Origin of the sequence: Nostoc sp. C110, from assembly GCF_043099725.1 — a bacterium.
Classification (GTDB): Bacteria; Cyanobacteriota; Cyanobacteriia; order Cyanobacteriales; family Nostocaceae; genus Nostoc; species Nostoc muscorum_A.
The window spans coordinates 78,166-96,756 of sequence record NZ_CP171148.1 but is presented as its reverse complement, the minus strand read 5'-3'; the positions used below and the strand labels follow the sequence as shown (position 1 = coordinate 96,756).

Below are 18,591 nucleotides of genomic sequence, written 5' to 3'. Positions count from 1 at the left end.
ATGTCAAATATTTAGATACTTTTTCTACTGCAATTTGCAGGTTAAACTTATTTAAATTGGTATGCATGAGACTTGACAAATTGTCCCTACACATCTTTTTAAACGAACCGTATACTAGGTTAACAAATCCCTCTAGATGGTCATATCCCAATACGCTTAGGTTGAACGTTCGCGTAGCGTTCCGTAGGGAAGTGAAACCCAACAATGAACGCTTGTCTTGGGTTACGTTCCTCAAACACCACTTGCTACCCTGCGGGAACGCTAAGAGCGTAGCTTCGGGAAACCCACCCAACGCAGTGGCTCCCCAACCTACACAGGTTAAGGTTTTTATGTTTTCAATTTCTCTTATTTTCCTTTTCCTTATCTTCTCTACGAGACGCTACGCGAATGCGTTCTTTGTGGTTCGTTCCTTTAACGCTCAAAACTAAGTTGACAGACCAGTGATTTATCTTTAATTTTTAATTTTTTGACGGTGGTTAGCAGCTTGTAGTAAAAGAGATTCAGCAAAAGCGATCGCATCACTTGCAGATTTACCACCAGCTAACTGCGCTAATTCTTCCCGGCGACTGGTTAAATTATCCAAGGTCGTAACTCTAACAACGGTACGCTGTTCAGCGTTCTCATTGTTAGCTTTTTTACCTTTGCCTTGATTGATAGTTTGCTTATCGACGCGGAAATGGCGATCGGCCATTGCCGCAACTAAAGGCTGGTGGGTAACACACAATACCTGATTGCGTTGACTTAGCTGGTGTAATTTTTCCGCGATCGCTTGGGCGACTCTTCCCGAAACCCCGACATCAATTTCATCAAAAACCATTGTCCCAGCCACATCAACCTGAGAAAAACAAGCTTTCAGCGCTAGTAAAAAGCGGCTCATTTCCCCGCCAGAGGCAACTTCCGTTAAAGGTTGCAGTGGTTCTCCAGGGTTAGAACTAAATGTAAAGGTTATTTTATCTGCTCCCATAACAGTGGGGAAAGCAGGTACTATCTCAACCAGAAACTTCACCTTTTCCATCGCTAAAGGCTTGAGTTCAGCTATTAAACGTGATTCTAAATTAGCAGCGGCTTTACTCCGCAATTGAGTTAACTGATTAGTCGCTTGGGTGAGTTTTTCAAAACACGCTTTTTCTTGCTGTTCTAAATTTTCGATAGATTGTTCACTGTCGTTAAGCTGGGCTAATTCCCCTTGGATACGTTCGTAATAACCGATCGCTTCGGTAAGTGTTGGCCCATACTTGCGGCAAATTTGCTTTAATTCTTGAATCCGTTCTTCCACCTCTTCCAATCGCTGTGGATCGGCTTCCAAACCGTCCCCATAAGCATTAATCTGTCTTCCCACTTCCATTACCGCAGCTTGCGCGTCCCTTACCAATTCCAACAGGTGTTGCAGCTGGGTATCGTACTCCACCATGTCATTTAATATCGCCTCACTATCTCCCAGTAAATCTCCTGCGGCTGGGGTTTCATGATCGTTTTGATACAAAGCCTGATAAACCTTGTAACTCATCTGTTGCAAATCGACGACATGATTCAGGCGTTCCCGTTCTTGTCCCAACTGTTCCAATTCATTAGGTTCGCTGAGATTAGCTGCTCCCAATTCCTGCACTTGATAAGTGAGCAAATCTAGTTGTTGCAACCGTTCCCGTTCTGATGTCCGGCGTTTTTCTAATGCTAAATGCGCCTGTTGGTAAGTATTAAAACTCGTAGCGACTTTATGACGCTGCTGCATTAAAGAGTCGCCGCCATATAAATCTAACCAGTCGCGGACTTGGGCAGATTGTCCCACTTGTACCGTTTGACCTTGGGCTGTGATTTCTACTAAGCGATCGCGCATTCCTCCCATAATCTGCCGATTTACTAACACGCCATTCACCCGCGATCGACTGCGGATATTAGTAGCAGTGGCTGTGATTTCTCGGCTAATAACTACGGAATTTTCATCAAGCAAATCTATTTCTTGTTCAGTCAACCAAGCCGCTAGGGGAGCATTTGAGGTAAAAGTTGCTTCTACCATCGCTCGACTTGTCCCCGTGCGAATGACTCGACTAGAGACTTTACCGCCTAAAGCCGCATCAATGGCATCCAAAATAATCGATTTTCCAGCGCCGGTTTCACCTGTCAGCACATTTAGTCCCGCGCCAAATTCCAATTCCAGTTGGTCAATTAAGGCAAAGTTTTCAATTCGCAGGCAAAGCAACATCAAGCCAAATTCTCCATAAGGGCAGATGCCGGATACTTCTAATTTACAGGACAATAAGTATGATTTTCCAACAACTAGCAATACCTAATACTATTGAACTAGTATGCCCGTTTAAGTGTAGCAAACCTTTGAGTAATGGGTAATCGATAATGGGTAATAGAAAAAATTAGTTGAACCCTGCTAATTTCTAATCCTCAATGCCCCATTTCTAATTCCCAATTCGTAAAGATATTGTTACAATACTTAATGTGATCGTTCTGACTGGTGGCCTTTTTCATGATTGTTAAGACACTTCCCCCTAGTTCCCGACCGATTCAGGAGGACAGTAGCAACGGCACAAATAGCCGAGGTGAACTGGACGTTATAGATATAGTGCCAGAAGAAAATGGTACACCGAGCTTAGTTGTGCGATCGCCAAGACTCTTAGCAGCCCAAAAGATCCGGACAACAGCCGAACCTGAGACGCTTTACGATCCCGTGAGCATAGCGGAGCATTATCAAAACAGACCCCTGCAAGTTTTACGGCGGATTTTCGCCGTGTTGGGGCCGACTTTATCCTTTGCTTTTGGGTTGTGGTCGGATAGTAAACGGGGAATTGTCGTCAAAAATGACCGCCGCCGAGCTACTCAGCTTCGAGTATTACTGACTCAACTGGGGCCTGCTTATATCAAAATTGGACAAGCTTTGTCCACTAGACCGGATCTCGTTCCTACCGTATATCTAGAAGAATTAACTAAGCTACAAGACCAATTACCACCTTTTCCTAACGAACTTGCTTACCAGTTTATTAAAGAAGAACTAGGCGCACCTCCAGAAGAGGTTTACGCCGAACTCTCGGCCCAGCCAATTGCTGCGGCTTCCTTGGGACAAGTATATAAAGGTAAGCTAAAAACTGGTGAAGAAGTTGCCGTAAAAGTCCAACGCCCCGACTTAAGAGAGCGGATCACCATCGACTTGTATATCTTACGTAACATCGCCGCCTGGGTGCAGAAAACAGTCAAACGGGTAAGAAGTGATTTAGTTGGGATTCTCGATGAATTAGGCGATCGCATCTTTGAAGAGATGGACTATATTCACGAGGGTGAAAATGCCGAAAGATTTTTCGAGTTATACGGTCATATAAAAGACATCTACGTACCAAAAATTTACTGGGAATATACCAATCGTCGCGTTTTGACGATGGAATGGATTAATGGTATTAAATTAACCCAGACAGCAGAAATTAGCGCTCAAGGCATAGATGCTCGTTATCTAATTGAAGTGGGTGTCCAATGTTCTTTGCGCCAGTTGCTAGAACATGGATTTTTCCACGCCGATCCCCACCCTGGTAATTTATTAGCAACACCAGATGGCAAATTGGCTTATCTCGACTTCGGAATGATGAGCGAAATTAAGCCACCACAGCGTTATGGTTTAATTGAAGCGATCGTCCACGTCGTCAACCGTGACTTTGAAGGATTAGCAAAAGACTACGTTAAATTAGACTTCTTATCGCCAGAAACCGATTTAACACCAATTATCCCAGCTTTTGCCAGAGTCTTTGCTGATGCCCAAGGAGCCAGCGTTGCCGACCTTAACATTAAAAGCATCACCGATGAACTATCGGCTTTGATGTATGAGTATCCTTTCCGCGTACCGCCCTACTACGCCTTAATTATTCGTTCCCTTGTTACTCTCGAAGGGATTGCAATATTTATAGATCCCAACTTTAAAGTCCTCAGCGAAGCTTATCCCTACGTTTCGAAACGCCTGTTAACAGACCAAGCACCGCAATTAAGAGCATCATTGCAAGATTTGCTATTTAAAGATGGCAGATTTCGCTGGAATCGCTTAGAAAACTTGTTACGTAATGCACGTAACAGTCAAGACTACGACTTCAATTTAGTGCTGAATCAGGGAATAGAATTTCTGTCATCAGAACGTGGTGCTTTCATCCTTGACAAGCTAGTAGATGAATCTGTTAATGGACTCGATGCTTTAAGTAAAAACGTTTTGCATAACTTCACCTCCCTATTACGGGAACGAGTTGGATTGACAGCAGTTAATGAAACTCCAGCAGCGACAGTTGAGCAACAACAAACCTTAGAGCATATCAAACATATATTAGGTATTCTCCGAGAAACACGAGGCTTTGACCCACTGCAACTTGCGACTCAAATTTCTCAGTTATTGGTAAATTCCGATGTACAACGTTTAGGTCAACAAATTGCCAACCGCTTCACGCAAAAAGCTGTAGCTAGATTGATTCGGCAATTATTGGCATCCTAGTAAGAGTTATGAGTTAAAAAATTCCTTTAACTCATAATTCTTCAACATTCATAACTATATAACCAAACTCTTCCAGCTTTTCTAAAACCTAGTTGCACTTTCGCAAACGGTTTCTTGGTTAGTTTTGCATTCAACTTCAGAACGAAGTGCAATACTGCTCAGTTAAGGCTTTTTCGATTTTATCAAAACCAAGTCCTACTTCATAAGTATTGCTGCCCAAAACAATAGCATCAATGGATTCGTAAAAAGCGCCATAACCGTAGTCTTCCTCTTCTATGTCATTTTACTTTCAATTAGTTACGTTTTTTGATTGTGCGACTTAAACCGACCTGCAATAAATTCTCGCTTAGATAAATGCTTTGTATGGCGTTTGGTAACTCGCTCTCGCCACATCTGGAAACTAGACTCTTTCATTTCACGCCTCATTAAGGCAATTACCTGTTTCTCCAGCAGTCCAAACTGAGCCTCAATCGCATCAAAAGATGTTCTATCTTCCCATGCCATCTCAATAATGCGATTTATAGTTTCTGAATCGAGGTTAGGTAGCTTCATTCCTTTTTTGACAATTGATAAATTCGAGCTATATATATTTTACTTTTCGTTTTGAAGAACCGTTGTGTCTGCTGCTGCACCCAGTTGTAGACCATAGAGGTTGGCGTATACACCTTGCCGATTGATGAGTTCGGCGTGAGTACCTTGCTCTACAATTTGTCCCTGCTGAATTACTAATACCTGATCTGCCTGAGTAACTGTGCTGAGACGGTGAGCAATTACAAAACTGGTACGACCTTGCAGCAAACGAGCGATCGCACTTTGGACTAGCGCTTCTGTGCGCGTGTCAATGCTGCTGGTGGCTTCATCAAGAATCAGAATGCGCGGGTTAATTAATACCGCACGGGCAATACTGATCAGTTGTCGTTGTCCCTGGCTCAGGGGCGCTCCTCGTTCACCCAATTGGGTTGTATAGCCTTGTGGTAGTGAGGTAATGAACTCATGTACATTTGCCAGTTGTGCAGCCGCTTCGATGTCAGCTTGGGTAGTATGAGGAGCGCCAAAGGCAATGTTTTCGGCGACAGTACCACTGAACAAAATATTATCTTGTAAAACGATGCCAATTTGACGGCGCAGACTTGCTTGGGTAACACTACGCACATCAATATCATCAATTTTTACTGCACCACCAGATACATCGTAGAAGCGCAAAATCAAGTTAATAATTGTACTTTTACCCGAACCAGTCGGCCCGACTAATGCAATCATCTGCCCTGGATAGGCGTGCAAATTCACCCCTTTGAGAACCAATTGATCTGGGTTATAGCCAAACTTGACGTTCTCAAATCTCACTTCCCCCTGAATCGGCGGCATTTGTGTCGCATCGGGTGCATCTTTTAGTTCTGACGGTTCATCTAGTAATAGAAAGATTCGCTCTAATCCGGCGAAGGCAGATTGAGCTTGGGTGTAAAACTGGCTGAGAATCTGGATCGGGCGGAAAAACTGCTGGACATAAAGTAAAAACGATGTCACCACGCCCACTGTTACAGCCCCAGTGACGGCAAGATAGCCACCATAAGCCAGCACACCTGCGGTTGCGAGTGTGTTGAGAAAATCGATAGAGGGCAAAAAGGCCGAAGTAATTGCTACAGCTTCGACGTTGGCATCACGATTAGCAGCATTAAGAACGTCAAATTGGGCGATGTTTGTCTGTACCCGATTAAATGCCTGTGCTTCTCTGACACTGCCAATATCTTCTTCCAACTTGGCGGAAAGCTCCCCAATGGTCTGTCGGGTAACGCGAAACCTGGCTCTTGCCCAACGTGCAAACAAACTTGTGGTAAAAATCATCAGTGGCACAACCAGGTTGCTCAATAAGCCAAGTTGCAGGTTAATTGAGAGCATCGCAATGATGATACCGACCAAACTGAAAATGTTGCCCAGCATTTGGGCGATCGTCAGTCCAAATGCCTGATTCACAGTATTGACATCATTCAGCAGACGGCTCATTAAATCGCCCGCTTCGCTGCGATCGAAAAAGCTGAGGGGCAGACTTTGGATTTTGAGAAAAATATCTTGCCTCAGTTGAGCCAGCAATCGCTGCATAATCCAGCCGACTCGAATAATTTGACCCCGGATTGCTAAAACGCCAAGTCCGTAGTTTAGGGCTAGTAGACCTAATAACAGTAGGAGTCCCTGTAAATTACCTTTTTCAATTAGGCGATCGATCGACCAACCGAGGAAAAAGGGCCCAATGGCCTGGGTTACAGCACCAATAAATACTAATGTCAGGGCGATGGGAATTTCTTTGCGATAAAGTAGCAGGTATTGCAAAAAGCGCCGCAGGGTAGAAAGTTGCTTACTCGCCTGCTCAGATGCAACAACGGGAATAGTGCTTCTCATAGCAATTTTAAATTTTGGATTTTGGACTTTCCTGCGGAACGCTGCGCGTAGCTTGCTTCCCCGGAGGGGTACGACTTCGCTCAGTCGAACGATTTTGGATTACAAGGTCTTTGCTTTTAATTAGTTGTTATAAAAGTCTCGAACAAGACTATTTATTAATACGGTTCAGTTAAGGCTTAACTCTTTGTCAAAGTCAATTTTTTTAACGAACCGCTAAGGACGCAAAGGACGCTAAGTAAAAGAAGGAAGAAATACTTAACTGAAGTGGATTAGTTATTTATGTTAGTTTTGTATCATTTTTTTCTTTCGCCTTTACCTGAGATTCCAAAATTGCACCGTAGAGGGGGCTGGTTTCCATCAATTCTTCGTGAGTGCCTTGGGCGACTAATCGACCTTTGTCCATGAGAAAAATACGATCGGCATTCTTGACAGTGCTAATGCGTTGAGCTACTACAAAAGTTGTACAAGCTTTTTGGCGCATTAAGCCATCTAGTTCGGCTTGAATATGGGCAGCAGTTTTGGCATCTACGGCTGAGGTACTATCATCCAAAATCAAAATACTGTAATCGGTTAGTAAGGTTCGAGCGATCGCAATTCTTTGTTTCTGTCCACCAGATAAGCCTACGCCCCGTTCACCCACAATCGTCTCGTAGCCATCGGGTAAACTGATAATAAAATCGTGCATTTGGGCGGTTTTTGCAACCTCAATCACTTGCTCTAGGGTTGCATCGGGTTTAGCGTAGGCAATATTTTCGCGGATTGTGCCAGAGAAAAGGGTGGTTTCCTGAAATACAATGCCAATTCGCGATCGCAGGCTTTTAAGTGTGAAATCTTTGACATCTCGTCCGTCAATGCGAACTGCTCCCCCTGTGACATCATAAAAACGGGCAAGCAGGTTCATAATTGTGCTTTTCCCGGAACCAGTCATGCCGAGAACGGCGATTAGCTCTTTGGGCCTTGTTTCAAAGGAAACTTCTTTGAGAGTTTCAGTGCTGGCTCCCGGATAGCGAAAGGAAACATTTTCAAAGGTGATTCTACCAACGCAGGTGTCAAATGGGACAGCACCGGGGCGATCACGAATTTCTACTTCTGCATCCACAACTTCGTAGACTCGTTCAGCAGAAGCGGCTGATTGAGCGATCGCAGGTGCAGCAAATCCAATCAACAAAATAGGTTGGAGAATCAACGCTAGGTAGGAGTTAAAGGCTACCAGTTCGCCAATGGAAAATCTACGCCCAATTACCTGCGCTCCCCCATAGCCGAAAACTGCCAGTGTGACAAAGTTACTCAGTAAAAAGATAAAGGGGAAGGTATTATGGATGGCGCTAATGGTCTTCATGTTTGCCCTAACTAGACCATCATTTAGGGTTGTGTAACGCGACCTTTCGGCTGATTCTCGGACAAAGGCTTTCACTACCCGTATTCCTAACAAGTTCTCTTGCAATACAGCATTGAGGTCGCTTAATTGCTCTTGTACTTGCCGAAAAAGTTTGTTATTCCGACCGACAAATCTTGCCATCAACCATGCTGATATGGGCACTGCTGTTAGGGTAATCAGTGCTAGTTCCCAGTTCATCACCAGCAAAATTACTGCAATAGTTACCAGTGTGACAACTCCACCAATGACCTGAATTAAGCTAGTACCAACAAAGGTACGGATCTGCTCAATATCGCTGGTGACACGGGTTAATAGTTGGGAAGTCTGCGCCTGGTCATGATAGCTGAAACTGAGATTTTGAATTTTGCTAAAAATCTTGTTTCGCAGGTCATAAGCTACACCCTGAGAGGCTGCTTCTGCTAAATAGCTTTGTCCAAAGTTAAATAAACCACGAGCGATCGCGGCGAGTACCATCCAGGCGGCGCTGTACAGCACAACTTGGAGGTTTTTTTGGGTAATACCCTGATCGATTCCCCATCTAAATAGTTGTGGGGTAACGGCATTTGCGATCGTCAACAGTAACAGGCTGACCAATGCTCCTAGCGAAGTCCATCGGTAAGTGCTTAAACTTTTCAGCACACGCTGCATTGACTGTATCGACGAAGTTTCCTGGAGTTTTGGTTGCTGAACCACTAGAATTCACCCCTCTATCTTTGGAAAATTATCTCGCACTTTGATTGTAAAAAAACAACTGGTCAATGGGAAATATGGGATCTATTTATGATGGAAAGTTTAAATTTCGGTTCAAATTTGGGGACAACGGCATGGGAAGATACATCTTTGGCAAGCAAATACCGAAGAAAACCAAAGAACAAGAATAATGGCTCAAAATTTTCATGACAATTCCCAAGTTTCCTCAGAGATGTCAACTGCTATCAGTCGCACAGCAAAGCCAAGTTCTGAGTTCTACTCTATTTTTTCGGAAGAAGAAATTTTAGGAATCATCTTTGCTTTAGAAATCAGACGAGAAATCCCATTAAAGTATTCTTATAAAGGTAGAGGTGCAAAAATTTGGGATGATTTTTATCAAAAATATATTATTCCTAGATGGTATCGAACATCCAATGTAGAAATTGAGCTTTTAAAGAATAACTTTAAATACTTTAATGACAATATTAAAAGTGGTAATAAAATCAATATAGTAGATGTTGGCGCAGGAAATTCCTATCCAGTTAAAGACTTTATTCAAAGACTTAATAAATTAGATAAGGTTAATAAATATGTTGCTTTAGATATTAGTGAAGAATTGTTGAATTTATCAAAGAATAATTTTAAAAAATGGTTTCCTAAAGTCGATTTCATCAGTTCCACAATTGATATTGAAAATAATTGTGTACCAAAAACCTTATTTCAAAATAAAGCTGATATTGAAATTGACAATACAGCAAAAATATTTTTACACTTAGGTGTTACTATTGGAAACCATCAAAATAGGGATAAGGTATTTAAAAACTTTAGAGAGAGCATGGGCAAAAATGATTTCTTAGTGTTCACTAATGAAATTGGCTCTAACTCTAAATGGGATGGAAACGTCAGAGGTGGCTGTAAGTATCATGTAGAAGAAATATATGGATGGGTTAAAAACAAGGTTGGGATTGAATCTGAAGATTGCGAATTGGTGAGAAAGTATGATTTAAAAACCGATAGTATAGTTGCAAATATGAGGTTTAATCATGATTACACTATTAATTTCAGTCGGATGGGGATAGATAAAAAGATTGAAATCTCTGAAGGTGAAGAAATTACTATTTGGCGACATCATAAATATGAAATGCCTAAGCTTTTGCAAGAACTAGAACGTTCTGGATTGCAACTTATTCAATATAGTACTGACAAATATAAATCACATATCATGGTAATTTGTAAGGTTGCCAGTAACTAACCTTTTGAATTACACGATACCCGAATTTTTTGAGAAGTCGGGTATCTAACTTTTCATGAATGATTGAGAATTGCTATAGATACGATTATGGTAAATGGTGTCAAATATTTCGACTTCAATACGATTTAGTTAGAGCCAAAACCCTTAAATTGCGTAGGTTGGGTTAAAGAACGAAATCAGCTCTTTCAAGGTAGGTAAAAAAATTCCTCTTTAATCTCTTTACTCTGTGTTCTCTGTGCCTCTGCGGTTTAAAAGTAATTTTCTAACCACAGAGGCGCAGAGAGCGCAGAGAGAGAAAAAAGAGATTTTACCAGCCACCTTGAAATGGCTAGGAACGAAATCCAACATTTCTGGGGCTTTGTTGGTTTACGCTTTGCTTAACCAAACCTAGAACTTTTCTTAACTGAACCGGATTAAGTTTGACTTGGTTTTTGTATCAATTAAATATACATCAAACGTGGTCTAGGTTGAGGAACTGAACGCCCTAAATCTTTAGCTGTTTCTATCCATTGCTGTATAACTAATTCTACATTATGCAGTGCTTCTTGATAAGTATCACCGTCAGCAGCACAGCCTGATAATTCTGGTACTTCAGCAATAAAGGCTTGATCTAATTCACTCCAGTAGAGAATAATTTCATACCGAAACATCATTTTTAATTCCTAGCTTATACTTGATAATTACTGCCCGAACTTGTTTAATTTGATAGCTTTTAGCTTTGCCTTTTTTATGTTGCAGGTTCAATATTTCTTCAACATCGGCTTTGACAAAAATACGATGATCGCCACGAATACGTTCTTCAAAGCCTAGTGTATATAAGAGTTGCCACAGTTGGGCGAAAGGGATATCTGTATCAGAAGTCCCAGAGAGAATTTTGTCTAAGATTTTGTCTTGCTGACTCACGTTTTTCTGACTGCTTTAATGTTTCTATAGTCTCATATTTATTTAAAATCGGGGAATACAAAAGCAAATCTTTCTTTTTGCCCCTTGACTTGTATACGGCTCCACTGATTTACTTTCTTGAAGGAAATCATAACTATTTGGATGTCACAGATGCTTGATTTAAAGAGATGTTTTGCACTGACTTTAGGGTTATTACCTCATTTTTGACTATTTTGAAGGTACATCATTTTGCTTGATAGTCGTAGCTTGGTTATTTTTCTATAATGCGATCGCTTGTTTATAAAATAGAGAAATGCGATCGGATGCCAGACGCAACAAAAGATATACCTCGGTAAACACGGTGTATTAAACTTAACTTATAACCTCTATAGCCCAATTTACAAGTGATATAGGTAACTACAGAGGTCAAATTGTAAAGATTGCTCATATCATAATGCTGAGGTATAAATCCATCTCAGTCAAGGTTGAATATTGAGTAAGAAATATTACGCGAATATGAAGAACCAAATTCTAGGTGCAGCCGCATTTTTAACCACGATTAGTTTGACAACAAGCGTACAAGCAGCAAATTCCGAACATATTAGACAATTATTAGCAACCAAGCAATGTCAAAACTGTGATTTGGTTAATGCAGGTTTAGTAATGGCTGACTTATCTGGAGCTAATTTGAGCGGGGCTAATCTCACAGGTGCTAACCTTAGCCGTGCAAACTTGAGCGGCGCAGATTTACGGGGTGCAAACTTGAGTGGCGCTAGTTTATTTGGTGTTAATCTGAGCGAAGCTAAATTTAGCGGGGCAAATTTGGCGGGTGCTGATTTGAGAAATACTTATCTAACAAATGCAGAAATGAAAGGTGCTTACTTGAATGGTGCTAACTTCCAAGGTGCAGTTGGTATACCATCACAAATTGCTTCACCAGACGAATTTTATGCTTTGGGTGTAGCGGAAGGTCAAAAAGGCAACCAACAGCAAGCAATCAGTTATTTTAATCAAGCGATCGCTATTAAACCAGAATATGCTGGTGCTTATTTAGCTCGTGGTGTCGCCCGTTACCAAATACTAGATAGACAAGGTGCATTCCAAGATGCCCAAGTTGCTGAAAAATTGTTTACATCCCAAAACAATGGCCCTGGAACACAAACAGCCCAAGCCTTTATTAAAGAACTGCAAACACCTGTAAATGATAAGGTAAGCCCTGGTAAACCCAGTTTCGTTGACTTTTTGGGAAGCCTTGGCTCAGTCTTGCTCCAGTTCTTCCCTTTCTGAGTGCTTTCTTTTTGAGGAGGAGAGTTGAAATAATTCATAGCCAGTAAAGGTATTGTAATAAAAGCGATTACTGGATAAAACAAAAAATTTATATGACCTCAGTTTCTCCTCACAAAAAAGCCAAAGCCTTAAAACCTACCAGCCGCCGCCCTGCTAAAGAACTTTGTAGCGAGTGCGGACTATGCGATACATACTATATTCATTATGTCAAGGAAGCCTGCGCTTTTATCAATCAGCAAATAGGCGAACTAGAAGTTGAAACGCACACGCGATCGCGCCATCTCGACAACCCTGATGAGCTATACTTTGGTGTCCACCAAGACATGATAGCGGCTCGAAAACAGCAGCCCATAGAAGGCGCACAATGGACGGGTATTGTTAGCAGCATTGCGATTGAAATGCTCAATCGTGGCTTAGTTGAAGGTGTCGTCTGTGTGCAAAACACCAAAGAAGACCGCTTTCAACCCATGCCCATCATCGCCCGTACCCCAGAAGAAATACTAGCAGCGCGGGTAAATAAACCAACGCTTTCCCCTAACCTTTCCGTATTGGAACAGATAGAAAAATCGGGGATGAAGCGGCTGTTGGTAATTGGTGTTGGCTGCCAAATCCAGGCGCTACGAGCCGTAGAAAAACAACTGGGTTTAGAAAAGCTATATGTTTTGGGTACACCCTGCGTAGACAATGTTAACCGCGCCGGACTACAAAAATTCTTAGAAACCACCAGCCGATCGCCAGAGACAGTTGTGCATTACGAATTCATGCAAGACTTCCGGGTTCACTTCAAACATGAGGATGGCTCATCAGAAACAGTGCCTTTCTTTGGTTTGAAGACCAACAAACTCAAAGATGTCTTTGCCCCATCGTGTATGAGTTGCTTTGATTACGTCAACTCCCTAGCTGATTTAGTTGTTGGCTACATGGGCGCACCCTTCGGCTGGCAATGGATTGTCGTTAGAAATGACACTGGTAAGGAAATGCTAGATTTGGTGCAAGACCAGTTAGACACCCAACCAGTTACGTCTAAAGGCAACCGCAAGGAAGCTGTACAGCAAAGTATTCCCGCTTACGATAAAGGGGTGACTCTCCCTATGTGGGCAGCGAAACTGATGGGTGTGGTTATCGAAAAAATCGGCCCCAAAGGTTTGGAATATGCGCGTTTTTCCATTGATTCTCACTTTACTCGCAATTATTTATATGTAAAGCGAAATCATCCAGAGAAATTAGAAGCGCACGTTCCAGAGTTTGCCAAGCGTATTGTTGATCAATATAAGTTACCAGAATAAAAATTGGGAATTGGGAATTGGGCATTGCTTATTCCCCATTCCCCATTCCCCACTCCCCACTCCCCACTCAGTTATAACTACTAGCTTGACGAGTAAACATTAAGTGATACTGTCCCCCTAGTGCAATGAGTTCGTCATGAGTGCCTACCTCAATAATTTGACCGTTTTCTAGGACTACTACTCGGTCTGCTAGTTTTGCTAAGGCGAGGCGATGGCTGACTACAACGGCTATTCTCCCCATTGCTAGAGTACGCAAAATGTTGTAAATCTCATGTTCTGTTTTGGGGTCAAGGTTTGCTGTTGGCTCGTCAAGTATGAGTAGTTCGGCTGGAGACAGTCGCAACAAAGCACGAGCGATCGCTAATCTCTGCCATTGTCCTCCTGATAGATCAATACCACCCTCTAGCTGTTTGCCTAAGAGGGTTTCCAAACCTTGATCTAGCTTCTCAATTACTCTAGCCAAGCCAGCCTCAGCGATCGCTTCCCCAATCGCCTCATCATCCTGCATTTTAGGTAAATTCCCAAAGGCAACATTTTCCCGCACAGTAGTCGGAAAGCGGGCGTAATCTTGCATAACTACATCAATCCGCGATCGCAATTCTTCTAACGGGAGCGATCGTAAATCTTGCCCATTCCAAATAATCGCACCTTGGCTAGGGTCATAAAGGCGACACAATAGCTTGGCTAAAGTGGTCTTACCAGCACCATTTTCACCCACCAATACAATCATCTCGTTGGGGTGAATTTTCAGATTGATATTTTTCAGGATGGGGTGATTGCTATTGGGATAGGTAAAGGATAGATTTTCAATGCAAATACCTGCCTGCAATGCTTCACTTGATAAAGCTTGCCGATTCCCATTTCTTTGAGAGTTCTGATTGTTAACAGCCGATTCCTTGACTTTTCCCCATGCCTTTGACTGAGAACCGGATAATTGCGGTTCTAATTCCAAAAGTTGGAAAATGGGCGTTGTTGCCAGTGCAATATCATACAACTCTGACCCACCAGACATCAAATTATCCAAACTTCGACGCACTTCTAAAATTACCCCAGTGTAAAGCGCCAAATCCCCTAAAGTATGAGTTCCACCTAGCACTCCCTGAACTACGTACAGATAAGGTAACGCAAAGCCTAAGCCACTGAGTAAAGACCAACTAATAACCGCCGTTGTCCCCCGACGGCGAATCTGTTCCATTGCTCTAAAAATGGTGCGGTAAAGTCCGTGCCAACGTTCTAGTAGTAAGGGTTGCAAGCTAAACAAGCGTATTTCTTTGGCGTATATTTCCCCAGTTAAAACCGTTTTATATAAGTTCATTTCCCGAAGAACACTCGCTTGGGTTTTTTCTACCCTCCAAACTTGCTTACGGTATTTCCTTTCTACATACATAGCAGGAGTAACGCAGCTAAACAAAATTAGGGGTATCCACCAAGCAAGCGATACCGAAAGCAGTATGGCTGGGATGAAGATAAAAATTCCCTCTAGCATCATCACAAGCCTGACGCAAAGCTCTGGAAGTCGTTGCATTCCCTTTTCGGTCAACTGCAACAAATTGAGCAAATCGGGTGTTTCAAACAGGGCAATATCTTCAAAAGTGGCAACTTTCTCAATCACTTGTCCTTGAATAAAGCCTGTAATGCGATCGCGCAGGGAAGTATATACAAAGCTATTGATGTTAGCGATCGCATCACTTACCAAATTCACCAGCAATGAACCTGCAAGACTGGAGAGTAGTAGAGGTTGGGAAAGTATCAAGGCGATCGCATTCTGCGTTGTTCCCGTACTCAATAAACGGGTAATTTCATCAATGATCGTTTTGTTGAGCCAAATAGCGATCGCTGGGCCTGCACCACCCAGCAATGTCAAAATTGCCACATAGCGTAGCTCCTTTGGAACTACTTGCATCACCGTCGTCACACTCCGGCGAAATGCTTGGAATGGAGAAATTTCAATTATTTGCATATATTTTAAAGTAGCAAATAATAGCAAAATTCTCAGACCGACGTTGTGATCTAAATTTCAATCAGTAGAGAGCAATGCCCCTACGCACTGATATCAAGCTAATAGCAGACATGAGCGTAGGCGTAGCTTGCTTCCAAGAGGTGGTACGGCAAAGCTTACCACGCAGGCATCGCACAGGTGAATGAGAGAAAATTTTGAGAATTGAGCGATAATTTTCCGAAATTGATAATCTAAGTTTGGTAGTAATTACCAGAACACTGATTTATAAATAACTTCTATAACTAGCCTTGGGGAAATATGGCCCCACAAAAACCTGGTCTTCATGATCAGGTTTTTTGGCATTACTAAATATGTAGATTATGTAGCAATACGGTTCAGATAACCTTGCTTGCAAAAGCGAAATTCTGCTTCAAGTTGATTGCGATCTAATCATCCATACCAAAATACCTAAAATTTGCTCTACTGGCGGAATTAAATATTCAGTTAAATCAATAGTAACTGTGCTTTCCTCCAGCTTGAGGAATGTCCACAGATTGCCACTAGTAACACTACCGTAGATAGTAGCAATCGGTTTTTCATATTTGGCATTAAACCTTTGAGCGGCGATCATTTCTGCGATACACTGTCCCAAACCACCTTTAATATTTTCCTTTTTAGCTTCTACAATTACCACTGCTGGGGCTTCAATAAATAACTGTTCTGGCGAAACGCTAATCAGAAAGTCGCAAAATCCCGCTAGTCCCACTTCTGGTTCAACGTTAAATTCTTCTCCAGAAAAGAAACTAATTTGTCTGTTGAGAATTTTTCGGATTTCAAACAAGATTGGGCTGATAATTAATTCTGAGCGAGCTTTCTCAGAACCCATTGCAATAGCTAGCTGGATACTTTCTGCTAAAAATTCAGCTAGCATTGGACTTGGCAAAATTGGTTCTATCTGCGGCAAAAATCGCCCACCTTCTACTAGGGTGAGGTTAAAGTCTTGTTTTACTTTTCTCAAAGAAAATTCTTTATAAGACATTCAGTATCTCCATTAAATCCCCTCTCCTGCTAGAAGCTGCGGTGTACACACTAGCCTGTGAGAGTTGCCCCACACGCTTTTAATCCTCCAACCCCTTTTTTAAAGGGGGCAAAAACCTCTCAAAGTCCTCCAATTTATCGAAGGATTTAGGAGGATCTACAACATTTTGGTTTTGTAGAAAGATGTGTATACACCGTAGCCTGCTATAAGAAGGGGTAAGGTGAGATTACGCCGGATAAATCCGCAATCTTCTATTTGGTTCTTCGCCAAAACTATGCGACTTGAGACGATAATGTTCTACCAACTCATGTTGCATTTTGCGGACTTGGGGAGAACGCGGTAATAACTCAACTGGCTGTCCTTTCGGAATCACAATTTGCTCAACAGCAAGTCTAGCTTCTTCCAAGGCATCCATCTCATCATCGCTACCACTGTGCAAAAACAGTTGCAGTTCGAGGTCATCAGTCATTTCTGGATCATCCATGTTCAGCAACCGCCGCAAGCCACGGGTAATTTGCGGAATGGTGCTGGACTTAATCATGTGGATGGGTACATGACGGGCTTTGGCCATTTGGCGTAATTTGGCGTGGTTCTTGACGTGCGATCGCAGTGCTAAAATTGCATCAGCACTATCTATATCTTTTGTCAATACCACGGGTAAAGTTAGCACGCTAATTACCTGTTCTAGTTGATGGCGGCTAACGCCATAAGGGTAAACGTGCAGTGGCAAATCTTCACCATTTGGCCCTGGGTGTCTAGTCGCAGCATCTAAATCAATGCTCTCAGAATAATTGAAGGATTCATCCAGCAATCGATCAAACTCACTACGTCCAGTCACCCGTTCTACAGGTAATTGTGGCAGTGCAACCATTTGTCCCGAAGAACGCCAGCCATTAGATGGTCGTGCCGGTGGGAAAGATTCTTCCACTGTCCCTAACTGTCCACCGCGACCGTTGACAACAGCTAACTGCCTTGTCACCGCAACTTTGCCCTGGTCATCAACGGTTCTCGTTTGTGGGGTAGCCTGACGACCTCGCAGCAGATTATCTACTGTGTCAGCAACGCTTTCGTGTACAACCCAGCGTTGGCGTTCCAACATTTCCACAGCAATTTCAAAGGTAGGAGGGGCTTTCCGCTCCAAAACAGTCTTTTGAGAGCCTCGCCGTCTGGCTTCGTCGTCTCCCAGCGTCACAGCTTGGATACCCCCAACTAAATCAGCCAAGGTGGGGTTTTTAATCAGATTTTCGATCTGATTCCCGTGGGCAGTACCTACCAACTGTACGCCCCGTTCAGCAATAGTACGAGCCGCTAAAGCTTCCAGTTCCGTGCCAATTTCATCAATGACAATGACTTCTGGCATGTGGTTTTCCACTGCCTCAATCATCACCTGATGCTGTTGTTCTGGATGAGCCACTTGCATCCGCCGAGCGCGACCAATGGCGGGGTGGGCAACATCACCATCTCCAGCGATTTCGTTGGAGGTGTCAATAATCACCACTCGCTTATGCAGATCGTCTGCCAAAACACGGGCAATTTCCCGTAAGGCGGTAGTTTTGCCCACACCTGGACGACCGAGCATGAGAATCGATTTACCAGTCTCTACCAAATCGCGGATCATGCCAATGGTTCCGAATACCGCCCGACCAACACGACAGGTCAAGCCAATAATCTTACCAGTACGGTTGCGGATCGCACTGATCCGATGCAAAGTTTGCTCAATTCCTGCTCGATTATCTCCGCCAAAAATTCCGACTCGTTGAATGCAATCATCTATCTGTTCTTGAGTAACGGGTATTTCGCTCAGATACTCAGCTTGATTAGGAAAGCGAGCCTCTGGGCGACGACCCAAATCCAAGACCACTTCTACTAAAATATCTCGTTTGGGATGACTCTCTAGTACTTGTTGCAGGTCTTGGGGCAAAATGTCTAATAACTTTTGGAGATCGTCTGTAATCGTCATGCTTTCTATGGTGACG

The 18,591-nt window shown here is 42.8% G+C and carries 13 protein-coding genes; 4 read left to right on the top strand and 9 right to left on the bottom strand.

What is annotated here, in order from left to right; all coding sequences use genetic code 11:
- Window positions 1-451 precede the first annotated feature (451 nt).
- The gene (gene recN, locus ACFFRD_RS06190) at window positions 452-2,200 is read right to left on the bottom strand and encodes a DNA repair protein RecN (protein WP_392483256.1); all 1,749 of its coding nucleotides are present in this window, start codon (window positions 2,198-2,200) and stop codon (window positions 452-454) included.
- Window positions 2,201-2,476: 276 nt separating this feature from the next.
- Between recN and ACFFRD_RS06185 the strand changes: the two genes are divergently transcribed.
- A complete protein-coding gene (locus ACFFRD_RS06185) occupies window positions 2,477-4,468 on the top strand; it encodes an ABC1 kinase family protein (RefSeq protein WP_392480810.1) in 1,992 nt (663 codons plus the stop codon).
- Between the two features lie 297 nt (window positions 4,469-4,765).
- Here the strand turns inward: ACFFRD_RS06185 and ACFFRD_RS06180 are convergent, their stop codons facing one another.
- From ACFFRD_RS06180 to ACFFRD_RS06170, 3 genes are all read right to left on the bottom strand, one after another.
- The gene (locus ACFFRD_RS06180; RefSeq protein WP_392480809.1) at window positions 4,766-5,020 is read right to left on the bottom strand and encodes a TIGR03643 family protein; all 255 of its coding nucleotides are present in this window, start codon (window positions 5,018-5,020) and stop codon (window positions 4,766-4,768) included.
- A 39-nt stretch (window positions 5,021-5,059) separates the two neighbouring features.
- A complete protein-coding gene (locus tag ACFFRD_RS06175; protein WP_392480808.1) occupies window positions 5,060-6,862 on the bottom strand; it encodes an ABC transporter ATP-binding protein in 1,803 nt (600 codons plus the stop codon).
- A 277-nt stretch (window positions 6,863-7,139) separates the two neighbouring features.
- Window positions 7,140-8,933 carry an ABC transporter ATP-binding protein gene (locus ACFFRD_RS06170; protein WP_392480807.1) on the bottom strand — a complete coding sequence of 598 codons (1,794 nt, stop codon included), beginning with the start codon at window positions 8,931-8,933 and terminating at the stop codon, window positions 7,140-7,142.
- Window positions 8,934-9,120: 187 nt separating this feature from the next.
- Here ACFFRD_RS06170 and ACFFRD_RS06165 point away from each other — a divergent pair, with 187 nt between their 5' ends.
- Window positions 9,121-10,182: an L-histidine N(alpha)-methyltransferase gene (locus ACFFRD_RS06165; protein ID WP_392480806.1), complete on the top strand. Its 1,062-nt coding sequence runs from the start codon at window positions 9,121-9,123 to the stop codon at window positions 10,180-10,182.
- A gap of 440 nt (window positions 10,183-10,622) precedes the next feature.
- Here the strand turns inward: ACFFRD_RS06165 and ACFFRD_RS06160 are convergent, their stop codons facing one another.
- Both ACFFRD_RS06160 and ACFFRD_RS06155 read right to left on the bottom strand, forming a co-directional pair.
- Window positions 10,623-10,835 carry a type II toxin-antitoxin system HicB family antitoxin gene (locus tag ACFFRD_RS06160; protein WP_114083101.1) on the bottom strand — a complete coding sequence of 71 codons (213 nt, stop codon included), beginning with the start codon at window positions 10,833-10,835 and terminating at the stop codon, window positions 10,623-10,625.
- A complete protein-coding gene (locus tag ACFFRD_RS06155) occupies window positions 10,819-11,085 on the bottom strand; it encodes a type II toxin-antitoxin system HicA family toxin (protein ID WP_392480805.1) in 267 nt (88 codons plus the stop codon). The genes ACFFRD_RS06160 and ACFFRD_RS06155 overlap by 17 nt, the downstream gene beginning before the upstream one ends.
- Before the next feature lie 495 nt (window positions 11,086-11,580).
- Here ACFFRD_RS06155 and ACFFRD_RS06150 point away from each other — a divergent pair, with 495 nt between their 5' ends.
- Entirely contained in the window at window positions 11,581-12,351 is a 771-nt protein-coding gene (locus ACFFRD_RS06150; RefSeq protein WP_392480804.1) for a pentapeptide repeat-containing protein, read from the top strand.
- Between the two features lie 92 nt (window positions 12,352-12,443).
- Window positions 12,444-13,637 (top strand): Coenzyme F420 hydrogenase/dehydrogenase, beta subunit C-terminal domain, encoded by a 1,194-nt coding sequence (locus tag ACFFRD_RS06145; protein ID WP_392480803.1) that lies wholly within the window; start codon window positions 12,444-12,446, stop codon window positions 13,635-13,637.
- 67 nt (window positions 13,638-13,704) lie between these two features.
- Here the strand turns inward: ACFFRD_RS06145 and ACFFRD_RS06140 are convergent, their stop codons facing one another.
- The 3 genes from ACFFRD_RS06140 to ACFFRD_RS06130 all read right to left on the bottom strand — a co-directional run bounded on the left by ACFFRD_RS06140 (window position 13,705) and on the right by ACFFRD_RS06130 (window position 18,575).
- Complete coding sequence (locus ACFFRD_RS06140; protein ID WP_392480802.1) at window positions 13,705-15,597, bottom strand: ABC transporter ATP-binding protein; 1,893 nt, start codon at window positions 15,595-15,597, stop codon at window positions 13,705-13,707.
- Between the two features lie 409 nt (window positions 15,598-16,006).
- Window positions 16,007-16,615 carry a hypothetical protein gene (locus tag ACFFRD_RS06135; protein ID WP_392480801.1) on the bottom strand — a complete coding sequence of 203 codons (609 nt, stop codon included), beginning with the start codon at window positions 16,613-16,615 and terminating at the stop codon, window positions 16,007-16,009.
- 226 nt (window positions 16,616-16,841) lie between these two features.
- Window positions 16,842-18,575: a R3H domain-containing nucleic acid-binding protein gene (locus ACFFRD_RS06130; protein WP_114083107.1), complete on the bottom strand. Its 1,734-nt coding sequence runs from the start codon at window positions 18,573-18,575 to the stop codon at window positions 16,842-16,844.
- Window positions 18,576-18,591 lie beyond the last annotated feature (16 nt).

Bases quoted from the DNA above. Each gene is read 5' to 3' on its own strand.
- ACFFRD_RS06150 (WP_392480804.1), top strand. From the start codon at position 11,581: ATGAAGAACCAAATTCTAGGTGCAGCCGCATTTTTAACCACGATTAGT.
- recN (WP_392483256.1), bottom strand. From the start codon at position 2,200: ATGTTGCTTTGCCTGCGAATTGAAAACTTTGCCTTAATTGACCAACTG.
- ACFFRD_RS06145 (WP_392480803.1), top strand. From the start codon at position 12,444: ATGACCTCAGTTTCTCCTCACAAAAAAGCCAAAGCCTTAAAACCTACC.
- ACFFRD_RS06140 (WP_392480802.1), bottom strand. From the start codon at position 15,597: ATGCAAATAATTGAAATTTCTCCATTCCAAGCATTTCGCCGGAGTGTG.
- ACFFRD_RS06160 (WP_114083101.1), bottom strand. From the start codon at position 10,835: ATGATGTTTCGGTATGAAATTATTCTCTACTGGAGTGAATTAGATCAA.
- ACFFRD_RS06185 (WP_392480810.1), top strand. From the start codon at position 2,477: ATGATTGTTAAGACACTTCCCCCTAGTTCCCGACCGATTCAGGAGGAC.
- ACFFRD_RS06130 (WP_114083107.1), bottom strand. From the start codon at position 18,575: ATGACGATTACAGACGATCTCCAAAAGTTATTAGACATTTTGCCCCAA.
- ACFFRD_RS06135 (WP_392480801.1), bottom strand. From the start codon at position 16,615: ATGTCTTATAAAGAATTTTCTTTGAGAAAAGTAAAACAAGACTTTAAC.
- ACFFRD_RS06180 (WP_392480809.1), bottom strand. From the start codon at position 5,020: ATGAAGCTACCTAACCTCGATTCAGAAACTATAAATCGCATTATTGAG.
- ACFFRD_RS06175 (WP_392480808.1), bottom strand. From the start codon at position 6,862: ATGAGAAGCACTATTCCCGTTGTTGCATCTGAGCAGGCGAGTAAGCAA.
- ACFFRD_RS06165 (WP_392480806.1), top strand. From the start codon at position 9,121: ATGGCTCAAAATTTTCATGACAATTCCCAAGTTTCCTCAGAGATGTCA.